The 16,226-nt window shown below is 62.6% G+C and carries 24 protein-coding genes; 14 read left to right on the top strand and 10 right to left on the bottom strand.

Annotated elements, in window-relative coordinates; all coding sequences use genetic code 11:
- The first annotated feature begins 46 nt into the window (after nt 1-46).
- The 6 genes from ACOIX3_RS36220 to ACOIX3_RS36195 all read left to right on the top strand — a co-directional run bounded on the left by ACOIX3_RS36220 (nt 47) and on the right by ACOIX3_RS36195 (nt 5,739).
- Nucleotides 47-1,705, top strand: a complete 1,659-nt coding sequence (locus ACOIX3_RS36220; protein WP_420966801.1) for a DUF3300 domain-containing protein — start codon at nt 47-49, stop codon at nt 1,703-1,705.
- The gene (locus ACOIX3_RS36215) at nt 1,702-2,634 is read left to right on the top strand and encodes a DUF2950 domain-containing protein (RefSeq protein WP_420966800.1); all 933 of its coding nucleotides are present in this window, start codon (nt 1,702-1,704) and stop codon (nt 2,632-2,634) included. Before ACOIX3_RS36220 ends, ACOIX3_RS36215 begins: the two co-directional genes overlap by 4 nt.
- A 27-nt stretch (nt 2,635-2,661) precedes the next feature.
- Nucleotides 2,662-3,084, top strand: a complete 423-nt coding sequence (locus ACOIX3_RS36210) for a hypothetical protein (RefSeq protein WP_420966799.1) — start codon at nt 2,662-2,664, stop codon at nt 3,082-3,084.
- Between the two features lie 925 nt (nt 3,085-4,009).
- Nucleotides 4,010-4,330 (top strand): hypothetical protein, encoded by a 321-nt coding sequence (locus tag ACOIX3_RS36205; RefSeq protein WP_420966798.1) that lies wholly within the window; start codon nt 4,010-4,012, stop codon nt 4,328-4,330.
- A gap of 220 nt (nt 4,331-4,550) precedes the next feature.
- A complete protein-coding gene (locus tag ACOIX3_RS36200; protein WP_420966797.1) occupies nt 4,551-4,877 on the top strand; it encodes a hypothetical protein in 327 nt (108 codons plus the stop codon).
- A gap of 181 nt (nt 4,878-5,058) precedes the next feature.
- Nucleotides 5,059-5,739, top strand: a complete 681-nt coding sequence (locus tag ACOIX3_RS36195) for a ParA family protein (protein ID WP_021081815.1) — start codon at nt 5,059-5,061, stop codon at nt 5,737-5,739.
- A gap of 193 nt (nt 5,740-5,932) precedes the next feature.
- Here ACOIX3_RS36195 and ACOIX3_RS36190 read toward each other — a convergent pair whose 3' ends face one another.
- Nucleotides 5,933-6,079, bottom strand: a complete 147-nt coding sequence (locus ACOIX3_RS36190) for a hypothetical protein (protein WP_420966796.1) — start codon at nt 6,077-6,079, stop codon at nt 5,933-5,935.
- Between the two features lie 224 nt (nt 6,080-6,303).
- On the bottom strand, nt 6,304-6,600 hold the full coding sequence (locus ACOIX3_RS36185) for a DUF4282 domain-containing protein (RefSeq protein WP_092126096.1): 297 nt from the start codon (nt 6,598-6,600) through the stop codon (nt 6,304-6,306).
- Between the two features lie 321 nt (nt 6,601-6,921).
- On the opposite strand from ACOIX3_RS36185, the gene ACOIX3_RS36180 reads away from it, so the two are divergent.
- The 3 genes from ACOIX3_RS36180 (at nt 6,922) to ACOIX3_RS36170 (ending at nt 8,223) form a co-directional block, all read left to right on the top strand.
- Nucleotides 6,922-7,380: a MaoC family dehydratase gene (locus tag ACOIX3_RS36180; protein ID WP_420966795.1), complete on the top strand. Its 459-nt coding sequence runs from the start codon at nt 6,922-6,924 to the stop codon at nt 7,378-7,380.
- A gap of 8 nt (nt 7,381-7,388) precedes the next feature.
- On the top strand, nt 7,389-7,871 hold the full coding sequence (locus ACOIX3_RS36175) for a MaoC family dehydratase (RefSeq protein WP_420966794.1): 483 nt from the start codon (nt 7,389-7,391) through the stop codon (nt 7,869-7,871).
- A gap of 208 nt (nt 7,872-8,079) precedes the next feature.
- On the top strand, nt 8,080-8,223 hold the full coding sequence (locus tag ACOIX3_RS36170; protein ID WP_223969772.1) for a hypothetical protein: 144 nt from the start codon (nt 8,080-8,082) through the stop codon (nt 8,221-8,223).
- A gap of 107 nt (nt 8,224-8,330) precedes the next feature.
- Here ACOIX3_RS36170 and ACOIX3_RS36165 read toward each other — a convergent pair whose 3' ends face one another.
- From ACOIX3_RS36165 to ACOIX3_RS36135, 7 genes are all read right to left on the bottom strand, one after another.
- The gene (locus ACOIX3_RS36165) at nt 8,331-8,471 is read right to left on the bottom strand and encodes a hypothetical protein (protein ID WP_173640867.1); all 141 of its coding nucleotides are present in this window, start codon (nt 8,469-8,471) and stop codon (nt 8,331-8,333) included.
- Between the two features lie 229 nt (nt 8,472-8,700).
- The gene (locus ACOIX3_RS36160) at nt 8,701-9,120 is read right to left on the bottom strand and encodes a hypothetical protein (protein WP_092117486.1); all 420 of its coding nucleotides are present in this window, start codon (nt 9,118-9,120) and stop codon (nt 8,701-8,703) included.
- 154 nt (nt 9,121-9,274) lie between these two features.
- The gene (locus ACOIX3_RS36155) at nt 9,275-10,240 is read right to left on the bottom strand and encodes a hypothetical protein (RefSeq protein ID WP_420966793.1); all 966 of its coding nucleotides are present in this window, start codon (nt 10,238-10,240) and stop codon (nt 9,275-9,277) included.
- 245 nt (nt 10,241-10,485) lie between these two features.
- The gene (locus ACOIX3_RS36150; protein ID WP_171947760.1) at nt 10,486-10,920 is read right to left on the bottom strand and encodes a nuclear transport factor 2 family protein; all 435 of its coding nucleotides are present in this window, start codon (nt 10,918-10,920) and stop codon (nt 10,486-10,488) included.
- A gap of 317 nt (nt 10,921-11,237) precedes the next feature.
- Complete coding sequence (locus ACOIX3_RS36145) at nt 11,238-11,498, bottom strand: hypothetical protein (RefSeq protein ID WP_420966792.1); 261 nt, start codon at nt 11,496-11,498, stop codon at nt 11,238-11,240.
- A gap of 354 nt (nt 11,499-11,852) precedes the next feature.
- Complete coding sequence (locus tag ACOIX3_RS36140; protein WP_420966791.1) at nt 11,853-12,305, bottom strand: nuclear transport factor 2 family protein; 453 nt, start codon at nt 12,303-12,305, stop codon at nt 11,853-11,855.
- Between the two features lie 180 nt (nt 12,306-12,485).
- Nucleotides 12,486-13,319: a hypothetical protein gene (locus ACOIX3_RS36135; protein ID WP_420966790.1), complete on the bottom strand. Its 834-nt coding sequence runs from the start codon at nt 13,317-13,319 to the stop codon at nt 12,486-12,488.
- 142 nt (nt 13,320-13,461) lie between these two features.
- Here ACOIX3_RS36135 and ACOIX3_RS36130 point away from each other — a divergent pair, with 142 nt between their 5' ends.
- From ACOIX3_RS36130 to ACOIX3_RS36115, 4 genes are all read left to right on the top strand, one after another.
- Complete coding sequence (locus ACOIX3_RS36130; RefSeq protein ID WP_420966789.1) at nt 13,462-13,701, top strand: hypothetical protein; 240 nt, start codon at nt 13,462-13,464, stop codon at nt 13,699-13,701.
- Nucleotides 13,702-13,781: 80 nt separating this feature from the next.
- Nucleotides 13,782-13,973 (top strand): hypothetical protein, encoded by a 192-nt coding sequence (locus ACOIX3_RS36125; protein ID WP_420966788.1) that lies wholly within the window; start codon nt 13,782-13,784, stop codon nt 13,971-13,973.
- Between the two features lie 255 nt (nt 13,974-14,228).
- The gene (locus tag ACOIX3_RS36120; RefSeq protein ID WP_420966787.1) at nt 14,229-14,615 is read left to right on the top strand and encodes a hypothetical protein; all 387 of its coding nucleotides are present in this window, start codon (nt 14,229-14,231) and stop codon (nt 14,613-14,615) included.
- A gap of 37 nt (nt 14,616-14,652) precedes the next feature.
- Nucleotides 14,653-15,153 (top strand): GNAT family N-acetyltransferase, encoded by a 501-nt coding sequence (locus tag ACOIX3_RS36115; protein ID WP_420966786.1) that lies wholly within the window; start codon nt 14,653-14,655, stop codon nt 15,151-15,153.
- Nucleotides 15,154-15,397: 244 nt separating this feature from the next.
- Here the strand turns inward: ACOIX3_RS36115 and ACOIX3_RS36110 are convergent, their stop codons facing one another.
- Entirely contained in the window at nt 15,398-15,856 is a 459-nt protein-coding gene (locus ACOIX3_RS36110) for a BglII/BstYI family type II restriction endonuclease (protein WP_420966785.1), read from the bottom strand.
- A gap of 34 nt (nt 15,857-15,890) precedes the next feature.
- On the opposite strand from ACOIX3_RS36110, the gene ACOIX3_RS36105 reads away from it, so the two are divergent.
- Nucleotides 15,891-16,220 carry a hypothetical protein gene (locus tag ACOIX3_RS36105; RefSeq protein ID WP_420966784.1) on the top strand — a complete coding sequence of 110 codons (330 nt, stop codon included), beginning with the start codon at nt 15,891-15,893 and terminating at the stop codon, nt 16,218-16,220.
- The last annotated feature ends 6 nt before the right edge of the window (nt 16,221-16,226 follow it).

The raw sequence follows: 16,226 nt of genomic DNA, 5'->3' as shown, positions 1-16,226 counted from the left end.
TGGGCCGGGGCCGATTCTGTCGACCGTCGTGTCAATGGAGGTGGCCATGTTCCGTTGGGGCAAGACCCTGCTTGCGATTGCGCTGGTGTCGGTAACGCCCGTTGCCGCACTGGCGCAGACTGCCGACAAGCCGCCGGCCCAGGCCAGCCAGCCAGCCGCGGCAGCGACGCAGCCGGCCGATCAACTCCTGAAGCCGGAGCAACTGGAAGCCCTGGTGGCGCCGATTGCCCTTTATCCGGACTCGCTGCTGGCCAATGTGCTGGCGGCTTCGACCTATCCGCTCGAGGTCGTTCAGGCCGATCGCTGGCTGAAGGAACGCAAGAGCCTGAAAGGGGACGCGCTCAAGGCCGAGGTCGACAAGCAGGCCTGGGATGACAGCGTGAAGGCACTCGCAAGCACCGCCGACGTGCTGTCGATGATGAGCGACAAGATCGACTGGACAAAGAATCTGGGCGACGCCGTGCTGGCCCAACAGGCCGACGTCATGGACGCGATCCAGCGGCTGCGCAGCAAGGCGCAGGCGAACAACAAGCTGGTGACGACCAAGCAGCAGAAGGTCAGCGTCCAGACCCAGGAGAACAAGCAGGTCATCGTCATCGAGCAGACCGATCCGGACACGGTTTACGTTCCCTATTACGATCCCGCCACGGTCTACGGTACCTGGCCCTATGCTGCATACCCGCCGTATTATTTCGGCTATCCGTCCTATATCGGCGCCGGTGTGATCGCGGCAGGCCTTGCCTTCGGTGCGGGATGGGCGATCGGACGCTGGGGCAATTATTGGGGCGGCGGCTGCAACTGGGGCAATCGCAACGTCTATGTGAACCATTTCAACAGAACCAACAATATTGCGAACGGCTGGCAGCACAATTCGGCGCATCGCCAGGGCGTTCGCTACAACAACAGCAGCGTCCAGCAGCGCTTCGGGGGCAACAACAATCGTGCCGGCGTCAGCGACCGGATGAACTATCGCGGCCGCGATGGTCAGCAGGTTCTCAACCCGGGCGGCGATCGCGCGGGTGGCGCAGATCGAGCAGGAGACCGGGCAGGAGACCGCGGCGGCGATCGCGCCGGAGACCGTGCGGGTGATCGCGCTGGAGATCGTGGAGGTGACCGCGCCGGGGACCGTGCCAAAGGTGGCGACCGCGCCGGTGCCGGCAACAAGGCCAAGGGCGGCGGCGATCGCGCAAAGGCCGCCAACCGTGGCAGTGCCGGTAACCGCGCCGCTGCGGCTAATCGCGGTGGCGGCGGCAGTCGCGGCGGCGCCATGAACGTGTCGTCCGGACGGGCAGCCGCGGCGGCATCGGCGCGCGGGCGATCGAGCATGGCCAGCATGCCGCGCGGCGGCGGAGGCTTCCACGGGGGTGGCGGAGGTGGTTTCCGAGGTGGCGGAGGAGGTGGCGGCTTCCGCGGCGGCGGTGGCGGCGGGCGGCGTTCCGACATCGCGCTCAAGCACGATATCGAACTGCTTGGATATCTCGCCAACGGCCTCGGTTATTACCGCTTCAGCTATCTCGGCAGCAACAGACCCTATGTCGGCGTGATAGCGCAGGAGGTCGAGCAAGTGATGCCGGCGGCGGTGACACGCGGCGCCGACGGCTATCTCAGGGTCTATTACGACAAGCTCGGGCTCAAATTCCGCAGCTACCACGACTGGCTCGCTGCCGGTGCGAAGATTCCATCCCCGTCGGAGGCTTCACGATGACAGGCACTTCGTACGTGCGATTGGATCGCCTCGCCTGGATCGGCATCGCGGCGGCCGCAGCATTCGCCTTGCTACTCTCTCCCGTTCGCGCCCAGCAGGGCTTCCCCAATCCGGAAGATGCGGCGTCCGCCCTGGCGACCGCCGTCAAGGCCGGCACGAGTAGGGCCATGCTGAAGGTGCTGGGCCGCGATGCTGCCGATATCATCGAGTCCGGCGACGATGTCGCCGACGCCAATGCGCGAGAGCGCTTCCTTTTGGCCTACGACGCCAGGCATTCGATCAAGGCTGACGGCAACAAGAAAGCCATCCTGATTCTGGGGCCGGACGACTTCCCGTTCCCGATTCCCCTCGTCAACAATAACGACGGTTGGAGCTTTGACGCGGCTGCGGGGCGTCGCGAAATCCTCTATCGCAGGATTGGCCGCAATGAGCTTGCCGCGATCCAGACCTGTCTCGCCTATGTCGACGCGCAGAATGAATATGCCGAGAAGGATCGCGGCGAGGGCGTCGGCGCCTATGCCCAGCGCATCGTCAGCAGGCCGGGCAAGACCGACGGATTGTTCTGGCGCGATGACAAGGACCCGAGTCCGCTGGGTGAACTGGCGGCCCAGGCCGCGGCGGAAGGCTACAAGGTCGGCGAGCAGAGCGCGCCGTACCACGGATACTACTATCGGATCCTGAAAGCGCAGGGCTCCGATGCTCCGGGCGGTGCGCTGAACTATGTCGTGAAGGGCAAGATGATCGGTGGATTTGCACTGGTCGCCTGGCCCGCCGAGTACGCCAATTCCGGCGTCATGACCTTCCTGGTCAGCCACGCAGGCACTGTCTATCAAAAGGATCTCGGTTCACGCACCGATTTCCTCGCCAAGCGCATGATCGTCTTCGATCCGGATCTCACCTGGAAGAAAGTGGACCCTACAAATCCCTGAGCGAAGAGGGCTGCAATGATGCGAGGCATGATCCGTCCCATCCTATTGGCGCTTGTGGCGATGATCCTGGCGGTCACGCCATGCTCCGCGCAAGCGACCGGCCATGTCCAGGTCAAGTTCGTGAAGGCGGCTCTCGTCCTGGGTGGTGGCGGCGGGAGCGGCACGCTCATCTACCATGGGCGGCACTATCGGTTCATCGTGTCCGGCTTCAGCCTCGGCGTAAGCGCGGGCGCATCGGTGACCTGGCTGGAAGGCACCGCCTCAGGCATCAGGGAAGTCAACGATTTCGCCGGCAGCTATACGCTGGTCGGGGGAGGTGGCGCATGGGCGGCCGGCGTGGGCGGCGTGAGTATGCGAAATGAACGCGGTGTTCTGCTCATGCTCAGAGGGCCGAAAGCAGGCCTTGAATTTGCGGCAAATCTGGGCGGGTTAACGATTTCGCTGCGGTGAGATCGAGCGAGAATCGGCGCGGAGACCAAGAACACTTGGCGAGCATCTCAAGCCGCTCGAAGTCGAACGCAAAGTTCGGAACGATCTCTACCTCGTCTTCCTCAGCGTCCGCATTGAAGACTGGAGGTACCGGTAGCGATTGGATGGCGAGCAGTACTGGCCATGCCTGGGCGACCGGCTGAAATAGCAATTTGAGACGGTTGCATGTCCCCGCAACCAACTTTCTGATGTTGGATCAATGAATTAGACCGCCTCTGGCGGGCTTTTTCATGCCTTACCGCACGTTACCAATCTTTGTGGAGCAGAACTAAATGATTCCAGCTAGTTAGATGGATTCCGACGTCGTTTTCCAAACAGTGCAAAAAGCTTCGTGGCACAAAGCTGGCACAACGCGGCACAAAACACCCTATATGAATCTTGAATCTAGCTGTGCCAACGGTCCAAATAGGCCCGCTCGGTTGCGCCTCGCTGATAGACCCAGCTGCCGCAGAGGAGCCACTTAGTGACCGAACTGCGCAGCAGTGAGGCACGGGCGACGCGCCTGCTGAAAGCCACTCTACGATCGTCGCGGGCGTAGACGTAAATCCTACCCTCTGCCGACGCCATGGTTCACCTCTTGCAATATCAAGACAAGATAGAACAATCGCATTTTTGCACGTATAGGTTGCTGAGTCTATCGGAATGCGGATCGAGCTGCAATTGCAGCCCCGCTGACTGAGAACGGGAGCCTCGCGGTTCCAGCCAAATGCACCAATGCGCAAGCTTCATTCAGCAGAAAGGCTCTGCCGGATCGCCGCAGGGGCCGCCATGGATGTCGGGAATCCCCCGGCCGTGTCATCTCGTCCGCTTGCGATTTCCGGTGCCATCACCCACACTCCCCGAAACGACGCCTTAACGACGCCTAGTGACACCTTTGGGGGGACGCATGGGGACCGCCGGTTCAAGGAGTTTTTCGTTTGCGTTGATATCAGCCGTCACCTTTGCCGCGATGTTGCTGCCGGGCCGAGGCGAGGCCTACACGCCCGACCAGCAGCAGGCCTGTACGCCCGATGCGTTCCGGCTTTGTGGCCCCGAGATTCCCGATGTCGATCGCATCACGGCCTGCATGATCAGGAACAGGGCGCAGCTGTCACCGGCCTGCCGCGTGTTCTTCCGCGCAGATCCCGAGCCGCGTGAGGCGAGCGAGCGGCGGCCTGCGAAGCGGAAGGTCTCCAAGTCGCACAAGGCGAAGAAGTCCACCCACTGACGTCCGCCCCTGAGCTGGTTCCCATCACGCGCACGCGAGAGCCGCCAGCCTCGGCGCGTTGTCCTGACGCGAACCGTTGTGCATTCGCGCGTGCTGATCGCTCGGCGGCAATTTCAAGACCGTCATACGCGACAGACTGACGCCTTGTGACGCTGTCACGCAGCATCATCTCTGGGGCTGGTGCTGTTTGCCAAATCCGTTTCGCGACGGAACGGATGGAGTGAGGCGCGTGAGCGAATACGACAAGCAAGAGATCGATCGGCACTTCGCCTGGTTCGAAGCCAAGCTTCCGGAAAGGCCGGCACGCTTCGTCGCGTGGCTGCGCAAGCCGTCGTCGCGCTACGTGCGGTTTCCGCTCGCGATCCTCCTGATCATCGGCGGCATCTTCAGCTTCCTGCCGGTGCTCGGACTCTGGATGCTGCCGCTCGGACTCCTTTTGTTCGCGCAGGATGTCCCGTTCCTGCAGAAACCGACGGCGCAATTGCTCGGCTGGATCGAGCGCAAGTGGATCGCGCGCCAGCGCGCCAAAACTGCCGAAAAGCGCTAGGCGTGAGTCTTATCAAGCGCTTAGCGCTTCCATTTTCGGTTGTGTCATAAGTTGAGTGTGACTCAAAAAGCAGATTGCACCGGTAATCTTGGCCACTTTGCGGATTGCAAGAAGTTTCTTCTTTCGCGAATCAGCGTGCTGATTCATTTTCGCCTCCTGGGGTCAATCTGGAGGCCAACGTATGAACGTGATTGTTTTCGCTTCGCGTAAGGGGGGCTCGGGGAAAAGTACCCTGGCTGCTCACCTCGCCGCGCAAGTGCACAAGGCAACGAAGCCCTGTCTGCTGATCGACGCCGATCCGCAGGGCTCGCTGACGCTCTGGCATAAATTGCGCGGCACCAACGAGCCGGCGATCAAGACGGCGGTGAACTCGGTCAGCGGGATCATTGCTCAAGCCAAGCGCGACGGCATCGAGTGGGTGTTCATCGACACGCCGCCGAATTTGTCGGCTGTGGTTGACGACTCGATCAAGAACGCCACGATGGTGATCATTCCGGCGCGGCCCGGCGTGTTCGACGTCAACGCGGTGCAGGAAACCATTCAGACCTGCCGCTCGATGCGCAAGCCCTACGCCGTCGTGATCAACGGCGCGCCTGCGCAGCGTGACGGCGCCGAAAGCCGCATCGTCGCGATCGCGCGCGAGGCGCTGGCGAAATTCCGCGCACCGGTGTGGAGCGGCCAGATCACCAACCGCGCCGACCTTCTGATGGCGCTCGGCCAGGGTGAAGGCGCGCGCGAATATTATGCGGAAGGCCGCGCTGCCGCCGAGATTAATCGGCTGTGGGCCGCGATCGAACGCTCGATCAAGGCAATTCGCGGCACGGCGTCGGCGTCCGGCGCGATGCACAAGCAGGCGGCGTAACAACGCCGCTTTGGTTCGAACTGGAAAGAAACGCGCGACAGTCGCGCGTTTTTTGTGTGAGCGTCATTGCGAGCCAACGGGTCGCGCGAACGCGCGCCCGATGACAGGCTCCGCGAAGCAATCCATTTTCCCGCGTTTGCGGAGCAATGGATTGCTTCGTCGCTTTGCTCCTCGCAATGACGAAACGGGATCGTTACGCCACCATCAGCAGATAGAACGCGATCACCGGCGCCAGGGTCAGGATCACCGACCAGATGCCGACAGCCCAAAGAATATCCTCGGTCGTAAAGCCCGGCTCGGCACCCGGCCTCACGGCAAAAAAACCACTCCTGGAATTCACGACGCCCCCGCGTTGATCTTAAGCGCAATGCGGAGACTGATACGCGAGCGGTTTTAAAATCCCGCTCGGAATTTTGCTGGCATTTGCGCGCGGGTGCTACTTCGGATTAACCACAGCCGGGGCGGCGGGCTCTCTCAATCCGTCATGCCCTGGCCGGGACGAGCCCGGCCATGACGGTGCAGAAAGGTCAGTCGACTCTCAATCGAATGGCCCGGCCATTCGTCTCAGTGCATGCCCCCGTCGCGATCGCGGATCGCGCCGAGATGCTCGTTGATCCGGAACACGATCAGGATGAACTCGGCGGCGATGCGCGACAGCACGATGCCGACGAAGATGCTGGCGATCGACGCGAGCAACTGGATGAAGCCGACGAACGGGCTGATCGCCATCGCGGTGAGGCTCCACAGGATGCCTGAGATCCCGAACAGCACGATGACCGCGATCACCAGCCAGTAGAACGTCTTGATGATCGTGGGCGTGATGAAGCGGTCCCACTGAAACAGATCCTGGAAATCGAACATCATGGTTCTCCCGGCCAGCCGAAATATGATTCGCGTCTCGTTCATCCTACTGCGTCACCCCCGGCGTGATCACTTCATCCCGGCAGCCTGCGCAGCAGGCGTCCGTCGGGACGAGGCGTTTCGCCGGGCCAATGGTTCGGGGCGGCGCCAAAGCGCCTCCGCACCCAATGGGATCGATACCGCAGACGCCCAATCAGTCTCGCCAAAGCCAGGCCCGGGACCGGGCACCGGCAGTCCAGGGGCGAGCTATGCGAGTGGGCTGGTTGTGATTGCTGCAAATAACGGCCACAATCGGGCTTCCCTCCAGCATATCCTCACCCAATGACCACGCTGACCTTCGAAGACTTCAAGCCCGGCCGCTTCGGCACGTTCGGCCCGCGCCATGTTTCGCGCGAGGAAATCCTCGCCTTTGCCGCCGAATTCGACCCGCAGCCGATGCATCTCGACGAGGAGGCGGCGAAGAAATCGATGCTCCGCGGCCTGTCGGGCTCGGGCTGGCATCTCGGCTCGCTGATGATGCGGATGATGTTCGACGGCTTCATCGGCCGCACTGCCTCGCTGGGCGCGCCCGGGGTCAACGAGATGCGCTGGGTGGCGCCGCTGCGTCCGGGCGACGATTTGACGCTGGATGTCGATGTCGTCGAAGCGCGCGTCTCGAAGAGCCGTCCCGAGACCGGCATTGTCACCTTCAAGAGCACGATCCGCAACGCGCGCGGCGAGATGCTGTGCGAGATGGAGGCGCCGATCATGATCAGCCGCCGTAACGCCGCGAGCGCATAGGAGACATCATGCGCTTTTTTGAAGACATCGAGATCGGCGCCCAGCGCGAGTTCGGCTCATTCACCTTTACCGCCGAGGACATCAAGCGGTTTGCCGCGCAGTTCGATCCGCAGCGCTTCCATCTCGACGAGGAGGCGGGGCGCAAGTCGCTGTTCGGCGGGCTCGCCGCATCGGGCTGGCACGTTGCCAGCGTCTGCATGAAGCTGCTCGTCGCCGACGGCAAGCAGCTCGCCGCGGAAGCCGCCGCCCGCGGCGAGACGGTCGCGGTCTGGGGACCCTCGCCGGGCTTCCGTGAGCTGCGCTGGATCCGTCCGGTGCTGGCCGGAGACACCATCAGCTTCACCAACCAGATCGAGACCAAGCGCACGTCCGAGAAGCGGCCGGAATGGGGCATCCTTCAGGCCCGCAACACCGGCGTCAATCAGCGCAATGAGGTGGTATTCTCGTTCCTCGCGACCGCCTTCGTGCCGCGCCGGAATCCCGGTTCCTGATGTTGCCCCAGCGCCTCTGATGTTGCACGGACGCCATGGTTGGCAGCTACTTCTGCTGCCGACGTAGTTGTGCGTTGCGTGGAACTCATTTTTTGCTAACGCATTTTGAACCTTTGTCCCTGCCTTATGGCCGGGGGCACGAGCACTTGGGCGAACACTTGGCCTGGCACTTGGACCGAAAACTTGGGCCGAACACCTGGGGACTACTATGGCAGATCGCAGCGCGCTGAAACTCGTCGGCATTATCTTTGCGACGGTAACGGTTGTGGTGATGGTGGCCACCGGAATGGTCGTGAAGGGCTTTGCCGACGGCAATTACTCTTTCGAGACCACCGCGAGCATCGATCGCTGATCGACCGTCTGTAACCCTCGGCGCTCGAGCGAGCGCCGTAGTGCGCATTTGCGTTTTTCAATGTGACCCGTCGGCAGGCTGCGTCACACTTCTCCCGATCCCGAAATCTAGCGATTCCAGATCAGCACCATCACGACGGTCGCGGCCGCCAGGATGCCGAGGAACCGGATCATGATCGTGCCGATACCCTGCTGCGGCTGGCGCAGCGGTATCGGATCGGCGGCGTTATCCGGCCGGACGCTCTGCATGAATTCTCTCCAAATGGACGTCCCGCCAGGGCGCGGTCCGGACGCGAAATTCAGGATTGGACGCCGGCTCGGCATCTCAAGTTCAAATCGGCTTCTGTAAGAATTGACGCTGCGGAGTTTACACCACGCTGAATAACGAATCGTTTTGCGCTGAATCGGCCCGCGCAAAACGAAGCCGCCGCCCCCTGTTCGGGAGGCGGCGGCCATCAGTCTGGAAAACTGATCGGGATCAGCTGTTGCGCAGGCCGTCGGCGGCGCGCTTCCACTGCGAGACGTTGTCGGCGATCATGCGCGTCGACTTCATCGCGGCCTGGCTGAGCTGGGCATAGCCGGAGATCTCGCGCTGGACGCGCTGGCCCTCGGCATGCAGCAGGTCGCGCAGGCTCTCGAGCTCGCCGATCAGCTTCTCGATCTCGGCGAGCGAGGTGCCGGCGACGCGCTGGATCAGCGAGTTGACGTTGCTGACAGTGGCATCGGTATTGGTGTCGGTCGGCGCGGTCTCCGGGCTCGCCACCGGCCGGCGCAGATAGGCGATGTCGTTGCGCACGAAGTCGCGGATGCCGGCTTCGACTTCCGAGACCGCAGCAAGGTTGGAATCGACCTCGGAAGTCGTTTCGGCGGCTTCCTCGGTACGGTTGGTGGCGTTCATCGGCTTTCCCCTGGTTCGCAATAGCGAAGCGCGGCTTGTCCCCCGCACGACGAATTGATGAAGTTACGGACCTATCAGTGCCGCCGAATTTGACCGCATCTGGGCCAAGTTGGGGCAATGCCTGATCATTAGCGCGACAGGGCTAACAGATCGTTCACCATGAGCGCTTGTAGCCGGCGCCGATACTCTTGTTGATCGTGCCCTGGGGGGTCTCGCCGACCGAGCCGGAGACGGTGACACCGTCGAACAGCTTCTGCTCGGCGCCGACCCGGCGCAGCCATCTGTCCTCGGCGGTCGACAGCGTCTGGCCGGCGATGATGCTGGTGCCGGTGTCGGTCACGGACAGGCGTGCCGACTGATCGGTATCGTAGCTGCGCGACGGGTGGCCGTCGACCCCGGGCACCGGCACCACGCCCTGCTGGATCAAATTGTAGCCGCTCTGCAAGGTCAGCGAATACTGCTCCGACAGCGGCACCGATTTGCTCAGCGAGGTGCCGATCTTGCTCTGGTCGGCGCCCGGATCGACCCGCGCCTCGACCGAGGTCTTGTCCCAGATCGAAGCCACGCCTGGTGCCGACACCGAAGCCCAGGCCGAGCCGCCAGATTGCGGCAGGCTGCCGCCATTGGCGAGCCGCTCCGACAATTGCTCCGACGTCGTCATCGTGCCCTGCTTGGCGACCGTCATGTCGGCGCCGATGCGGGTGTCGAGGAACGGCGAGACTGACTGCTTGACCGACACTGCCGACGAGCCGTTGGCGTTGTTGTTGGTCGACCAGGACGGATCGTTGCCGGCGATGCTGCTGGGTTTGCCCGCTCTCTTCGGCGCAAGCGTGGGCAGGCTGGTGGAGTCGGTATCGAGCTGGCTCCAGTCGAGCTTGCTCTGGTCGATGTCCTTCAGGATGTCGGCGTCATTGGCGTCGGCCGCCGGCGGCGCCTCATCGGCCGTAGCCTCGGCATCGTCAGCGGGGGTGCCTTTCGCGGTGTCCTTCGCCACCTCTTGGGCGGCGGGAGCGATCGCCCATGGTGAGGTCTGCGCCGCGGCCGAAAGCGCGATCGCCACGCTGAAGCCGGCCGCCAGCACCGGCAGCCTTGTCCAGCCAAATCGTGATGTAGAAGTCATTCCCAGCCCGCAAATTCCAGCGCCGCAACATGCGGTTTTCTTGGCGCAAAATTGTGGCAACGGCGCTGCGAAGGCAACTGATCAACGCGTGATCGTCATGTCCGGGACAAACGCTAAGCGCGTTGGCGCATCGCGCCGCCCGGGCGCGGCCGTTCGGGGCTGGCCAAACAGGCCGCAGCTGCCGGGGCGCCTTGACGCGAAGGCGCGGCCCCGGACATGACGAAGGCGTGAAATCTCAGGATCCGTCAGACCGCGATGCGCGGCAGATGGATCGGGTAGCCGACGGTCTGCTCGACCAGGTCGAAACTGTCGACCAGCACGCGGAAGCTCGTCAGCTTGCCGGCCTTGAACTGCGCGAAATGCGCAATCCTGAGCGAGATCGGCTTGTTGGAGTCCAATGCCGTCAGCGAATAGCGCAGCATCGAGGCCGCGGAATCCGCGCCCAGCATGATGGACTCCCGATCGAAACGGTGAACCCTCAGGTTCTCGCCGATCTGCCGGATCACCTCGAGCACGGCGGCCTTGCCGCGGCGCGAGCCGAAGAAGGAAAACAGGTCGATCGGCCCGTAGATGGCCCATTCGACCTCGTCATCGAGCAGCGGCTCGATGTCTGCAAGCTGGCGTTCGTTGATCGCGCGATGCAACGCGCGCGAAAAACGCCAGAGGCTGTGCTCTGTCATTTTGGTCTCGTCCTGAAACTGGATATTCAAAGCAAACGAATGGCAGGCGGTCTGCGCCGACGCCCTGCCAGGTTGCTGCACGTCACTATTACCGCCTCAAATAGGGCGGAACGGCAAAAACGCAAATGACTTTTTTGCAATGCACAATTGCAGTGGTCTTTACTGGAATGTGACCGCCCGCCCGCAGAACCCCGTTCCGATGGGACCGGAACGGGGTTCTGGATTCTGATTTGACGCGTTTTCTTGACGCGAACCGGCATCCACCCCGCATCCATTGCGGGGCAGGCTTCGCTCGAAAACGCTCCGGTCACCGCAATTCAGCGGTCGCGTTGCCGCAGCGGCTGCCGCTCGATCACGATCTCGGCGTCGCGGATCGCCACCACCGCGAACAGCAGCGCGCCGCCGATGCCGCCGATCGCGGCGCCGAGCGGCATGAAGGTGAAAAACACCAGCGTTCCGCTGTCGATCCCCGAGGTTCTGGCCAGTCCGATCCAGGTGAGCCCGGCTCCGATGCCGAGAGCGGCGCCGCCTAGGGCGCCCAGTGCAAGGCCAAGCACAGCGAGCAATGCGACTTTCATGGTGATTTCAGCCCCGACCGCAACAAGCCCAGTGATAGGTCAGCGCCGGGCCTTCGAGGTTCAACGCTGGCGGGGACGAATTTGCGCCTCTTCGATTGTGTGCGAAGCGAACTTCAGAAGCGTGAGGTGACCACACTGATCAGGCTCCCTCCCCCCTTGTGGGGGAGGGTTGGGGAGAGGGGTGGCCCCGGATGCTGAGGGAAGAGGTTGCGCGATGGCTGTGTCAACGCGTGTCGCATGGACGACGAGAGCGCCGCCGTTGTCTACAACTCTCAGCGGAGCAAGCGGCACCCCCCTCCCTGACCCTCCCCCGCAAGGGGGAGGGAACGGAGAGTGCCGTCGCGGGCGGAGGGACTACTTGGCGTAGTCGGTGTTTTGCCCGATCAGCGCCGCGGCGACATCACGCTCCAGCACCTGCTGGACGAGGTCGAATGTGTCGATGATCTCGCGGATCTCGGTGATCTTGCCGTCGCGCAGCGTGTAGAACACCGCAACGTCGAACTGTACCACGCGGGCGTTGTTGCGCTTGCGGAAGAACACCCGCAGCTGGGCCGCGACCTTGTCGCCTTCGGCCACCACCATCGGCGCCTCGTAGCGCATGTCGGAATAGCGCTCGTGGATCGTGGTCCACATCTGGCGCAGCGCGGCCTTGCCGCGGTGCTGGCCCATATGCGGAAGAATGTCGATCGGGGCGTTGGCGAGAAACGCGACGTCGTCGCTGCAGCGATCGAGCGCGCCCTCGATGCCGCCGGCATAATAGACGTCGAGGAAGTTCAAGACGCGTTGCCGGTTCAAATCCTCGCCCATGTTCGACTCCGCCGGTTCAGTCCGACTCGCCTTTGACTGGCCCTGGCCCGCATTGTGAACCGAAGCGTTCCACTCTCAAACATATGTTTTTGACGCGCGAGACGCGATTAGGTTCGGCAACCGGAGCGTGTATTGCGGCACAACATGTGCACGGCGGCCTCCAGTTCATTGGCGTGGTCTTTACTCCGTTGGCGCGGCCTTGCCGGTCACGAGATCGATCGTGAACCGCTTCGTCTTCTCGGAGCCCGGCGGCACGAAGGCCTCGCCGGGCAGCAAGTCGTAGTAAAGCTCCTTCGGCTTGGGAAAGCCTTCGCCGCAGGCGGTGCGGATGGTCTCGTCGTCGGCATAGTCGACGTCGACCGCGACCGTGTTGCGGCGCGGGCCCGCGGCGAGGTTGGAGAGGCCGAAATATTTCGGACCCTCGTTGCACGTCACGACATTGGAGCCGTAGGCGCTGACCGCATCCTCGGCCCTGAGCAGGAAGTCGGGCGCGATCTCGATCCGCTTGCCGGATTTTCTAAAAAATTCCATCCGCGCCACCGCGCTTTCGAGAATGCCCTGGCCCATGTGGCCGACCGTGCAGACCAGCACATCCTGCTGCTCGTCCCTTGGCAGGACGACGCAATCGTGGCCTTGCGCGCCGGGCAGGAAGCGGATGAAGCGAGTGGCCGTGCCGTTCTGCTCGAACAGGGCGACGCCGCCGAAATCGGTCGCGTGCGGCTCGCATTCGCTTTCATAGTTGACAGCGAGCAGCGCATTGCCGGCGGCGAGGAAGCGGCCGGCGTAGCGCTCCTTCGTCAGCTTGACGTCGCAGGCACGGCCGTCGGGATAGGATTTCGCCCGCGTGCAGGTCGATCCCTTGATGTTGGCGCTGGCGCAGAATGTCGAGAGCAGCGCGCGGTCGTTGTCCTCTGCACGGGCCGGGCTCGGCATGATCAGCATCGCGGCGCCGAGTGCCGGCGCGAGAAGGGCCGGGATGAAGGCCGAGAGGAGAGCAATGTGTGATGTCCGCATGATCTTCAAGACGCTGTCCGCAATGCGGCGGCATTTAGAGCATGATCGTGACAGGCGCGCAGCGAATTTCTGCGGCGAAGCGGCGGGAACCGGCGGGGCGGCTTGGCCGTTACTGTCTTGAGAATTCCATTGGAGCCGTATCATGAAATCTTTTCTTCTCGCGTCCGCCATTGCGGTCAGTGCGATTGCCGCCACCTCGCCCGCCGACGCCAAGGGCTGCATCAAGGGCGCGGTCGTCGGCGGCGTCGCCGGTCATTATGCCGGCCATCACGGCATGCTCGGCGCGGCCGCCGGATGCCTTTACGGCCGCCATCACGCCAAGGAGCAGGAACGTCAGCGCCAACAGCAACAGGCGCAGCCCTCGCAGCAGGAGAAGCTGTAAGGCCCGACCAGTTCTGAAGCCTCATTTTCGGAACGCCGCCCGCTGGGGCGGCGTTGTCTCCTCGCGTAACGGAGACGATGATGACGAAACCACTGAACAAGACCATCCAGCCCGTTCCCGACGACAACCAGAGCCACAAGGGCCCCGGCAGCGCCCCCGACGTTCCCCTCGACACCACCAAGGGCCATCGCGACGACGAGAAGCACAACATCCGCGAGCAGGCCGCGCACGGCAATCTGATCCAGAACACCAGCAACAAGCGGTCGGGGTAGGGGCGGCGAGGGCGCCACACCCTCAGATGTCGTCCCTGCGAAAGCAGGGACCCATAACCACAGGGTTGTGTTGTTGAAGGGGGGTGGAGCCACAGCGTCGCACAACAATAGGCAGTTGGGGTAATGGGTCCCGGCCTTCGCCGGGACGACGCGGGTGGAAGTCCCGTTTCCGCCGTGACCTGCATCACGCCGCAGGCGAGGGCGCCTGGCTAGCGTGGCGGCATCGGATCACCCGATCGAGAAGGGATCGCCGCCATGAACGCCATCGCTGCACCGAAATCTTCCGCGCAGAACCGGCTCGAAGGCTTTGCGCTCACCGCCATCCTGCAGGGCCTGCCGACCTTCGCCGCCGCCGTGCTGGTGCTGAAGATGTTCGGCGCCCCGGAAATCGTCGGCGAGCGCTATGGCGCCGCGATCTACGTCGTGCTCGCTTCGCTGGTCTATGCCGCGATCACGCCGTGGCTTGCCGCCAAATTCCCGCAACGCTTCGTGCACATCCACGCGCCGATGTTCTTCGATTCGAGTCTGACGTTCTCCGAGAAGATCGCGCAATGGCGAAGCCAGCCCGGCGTCTCGCTGCAACTCATGACCACGACGGTCATGATGTCGCTGCTGGCGGTCGCGGTGGTCAGCGTGGGCTGAGCTTGCGCTGCGCCGCCGATCAGCCTTATCTGCGCACATGCAGATTAGGGACGAACGCGATGAAGACGCCGCCGCGATCAGCCGCATCACGGCGGCGGCATTCGCGAGCGCGCCGCACAGCAGCGGCACCGAAGCCCGCATCGTCGAGGCGCTGCGCCAGGCCGGCGCGCTGGCCATCTCGCTGGTGGCGACATCGGACGACGGCCCCATCGTCGGCCACATCGCCTTCTCGCCGGTGCAAATCGACGGCGCAGCAGGCCGCTGGTACGGCCTCGGCCCGGTCTCGGTCACGCCCGACCTGCAAAGCCAGGGCGTCGGCAGCGTGCTTATCTGTGAGGGCCTTGTCCGGCTTGCGGCACTCGGTGCCGATGGCTGTGTCGTGCTCGGCGATCCCGCGTACTACCGTCGCTTCTGCTTCCTCGATGATCGCTGGCTGACCTATGGCGGCAAGCCGAGCCGGTACTTTCAGCGGCTGGTGCTGAAGGGCGGGGCGCCGAAAGGGGATGTGAGCTTCCACCCGGCGTTTGACGTCGCGTGATCGCGTAGCGCGATGGTTACGAACGGGAGCCATTCCCTTTTGGGATTAGCCGCTCGTTGCGGCTATGAACGGTTCCATCATCCAAACGGTGTTGCTCAGGAACCGCTAGACTGCCTGTGGATCGGTCAACCCTTCGGCACGCTGAAAATCGCCAAACGGACCTTACCCTTGTTGATCGTGTCGACAAGAGTTCCGACAAAGACACGCGCACCTTTGACGGCAACGAGCCTGTATCGGCCGTCGGTCATTCGCTCCGCTCGCTTGGTTGGTCGTCCCTGAATGGTAATGGTTGTCTTTCGTTTGGAAACAGGTCTCCGTTTCCGTGCCTTCCTAGCCATAGAGCTCCCCCAAAACAGTTGCCGTTCAAATAAGTCGGTAAAGAAGTGTGGTCGAAAGCAAAGGTTGTGCGGCTAAAACGGTCGCGCTTATTGTTCCATTCCATCTCGACGGCAACACCACCCTTGAAGCAGTCCACCGCGTGAGTCGGACTATCAATCTTGTTCTCGTCGACGATGATCGAGGTCTTGAACTCCTTCTCGACCCAACCTTTCGCGTAGAGCGGCTCATCGATCCTACGACTGATGAGTGAACGGTTGCCGCCCGCGATGCGGACTTCGGACTTGAGAAGTTTGAATTGACGAAGGACCTCCTGCAGTTCGCGCCATTCCTTCGGACATGCAGTTGATAGGACGCCTGACGACAATTGGGAAGTTTTCAGGTCTCACTGGCAGTTTATGATGGGAGGAATCGAACGGGCATTCCCCTACCTCCGCTTCTTCGATATTGGCCCCCATTCAGAGCAAGACGAAGTGGATGACAGCTGGGGTGATGACTACGACGAGTCCTATGCGCCAGAAGACGTGATCGTTTTCGAGGATGGTTCAAAAGCGATAGGTTCAGGGGGGTGGTCTATGGAGCGTTCGGAAATACTGCTTGGCATTGAGTTGAACGACCTAGGAAAAATTTGGGCCGCAACTTTGCGAACGCTCGAGCAGGCAGATGTACTAGTCGTCACCGATACCCCCGAATTTGTGAGCGTTGCACCGTGGCATGCTCGGGATCTATAGGGGCGG

The organism is Bradyrhizobium sp. B120 (genome assembly GCF_049075665.1).
Classification (GTDB): Bacteria; Pseudomonadota; Alphaproteobacteria; order Rhizobiales; family Xanthobacteraceae; genus Bradyrhizobium.
This window is presented reverse-complemented; position numbering and strand designations above follow the sequence as displayed.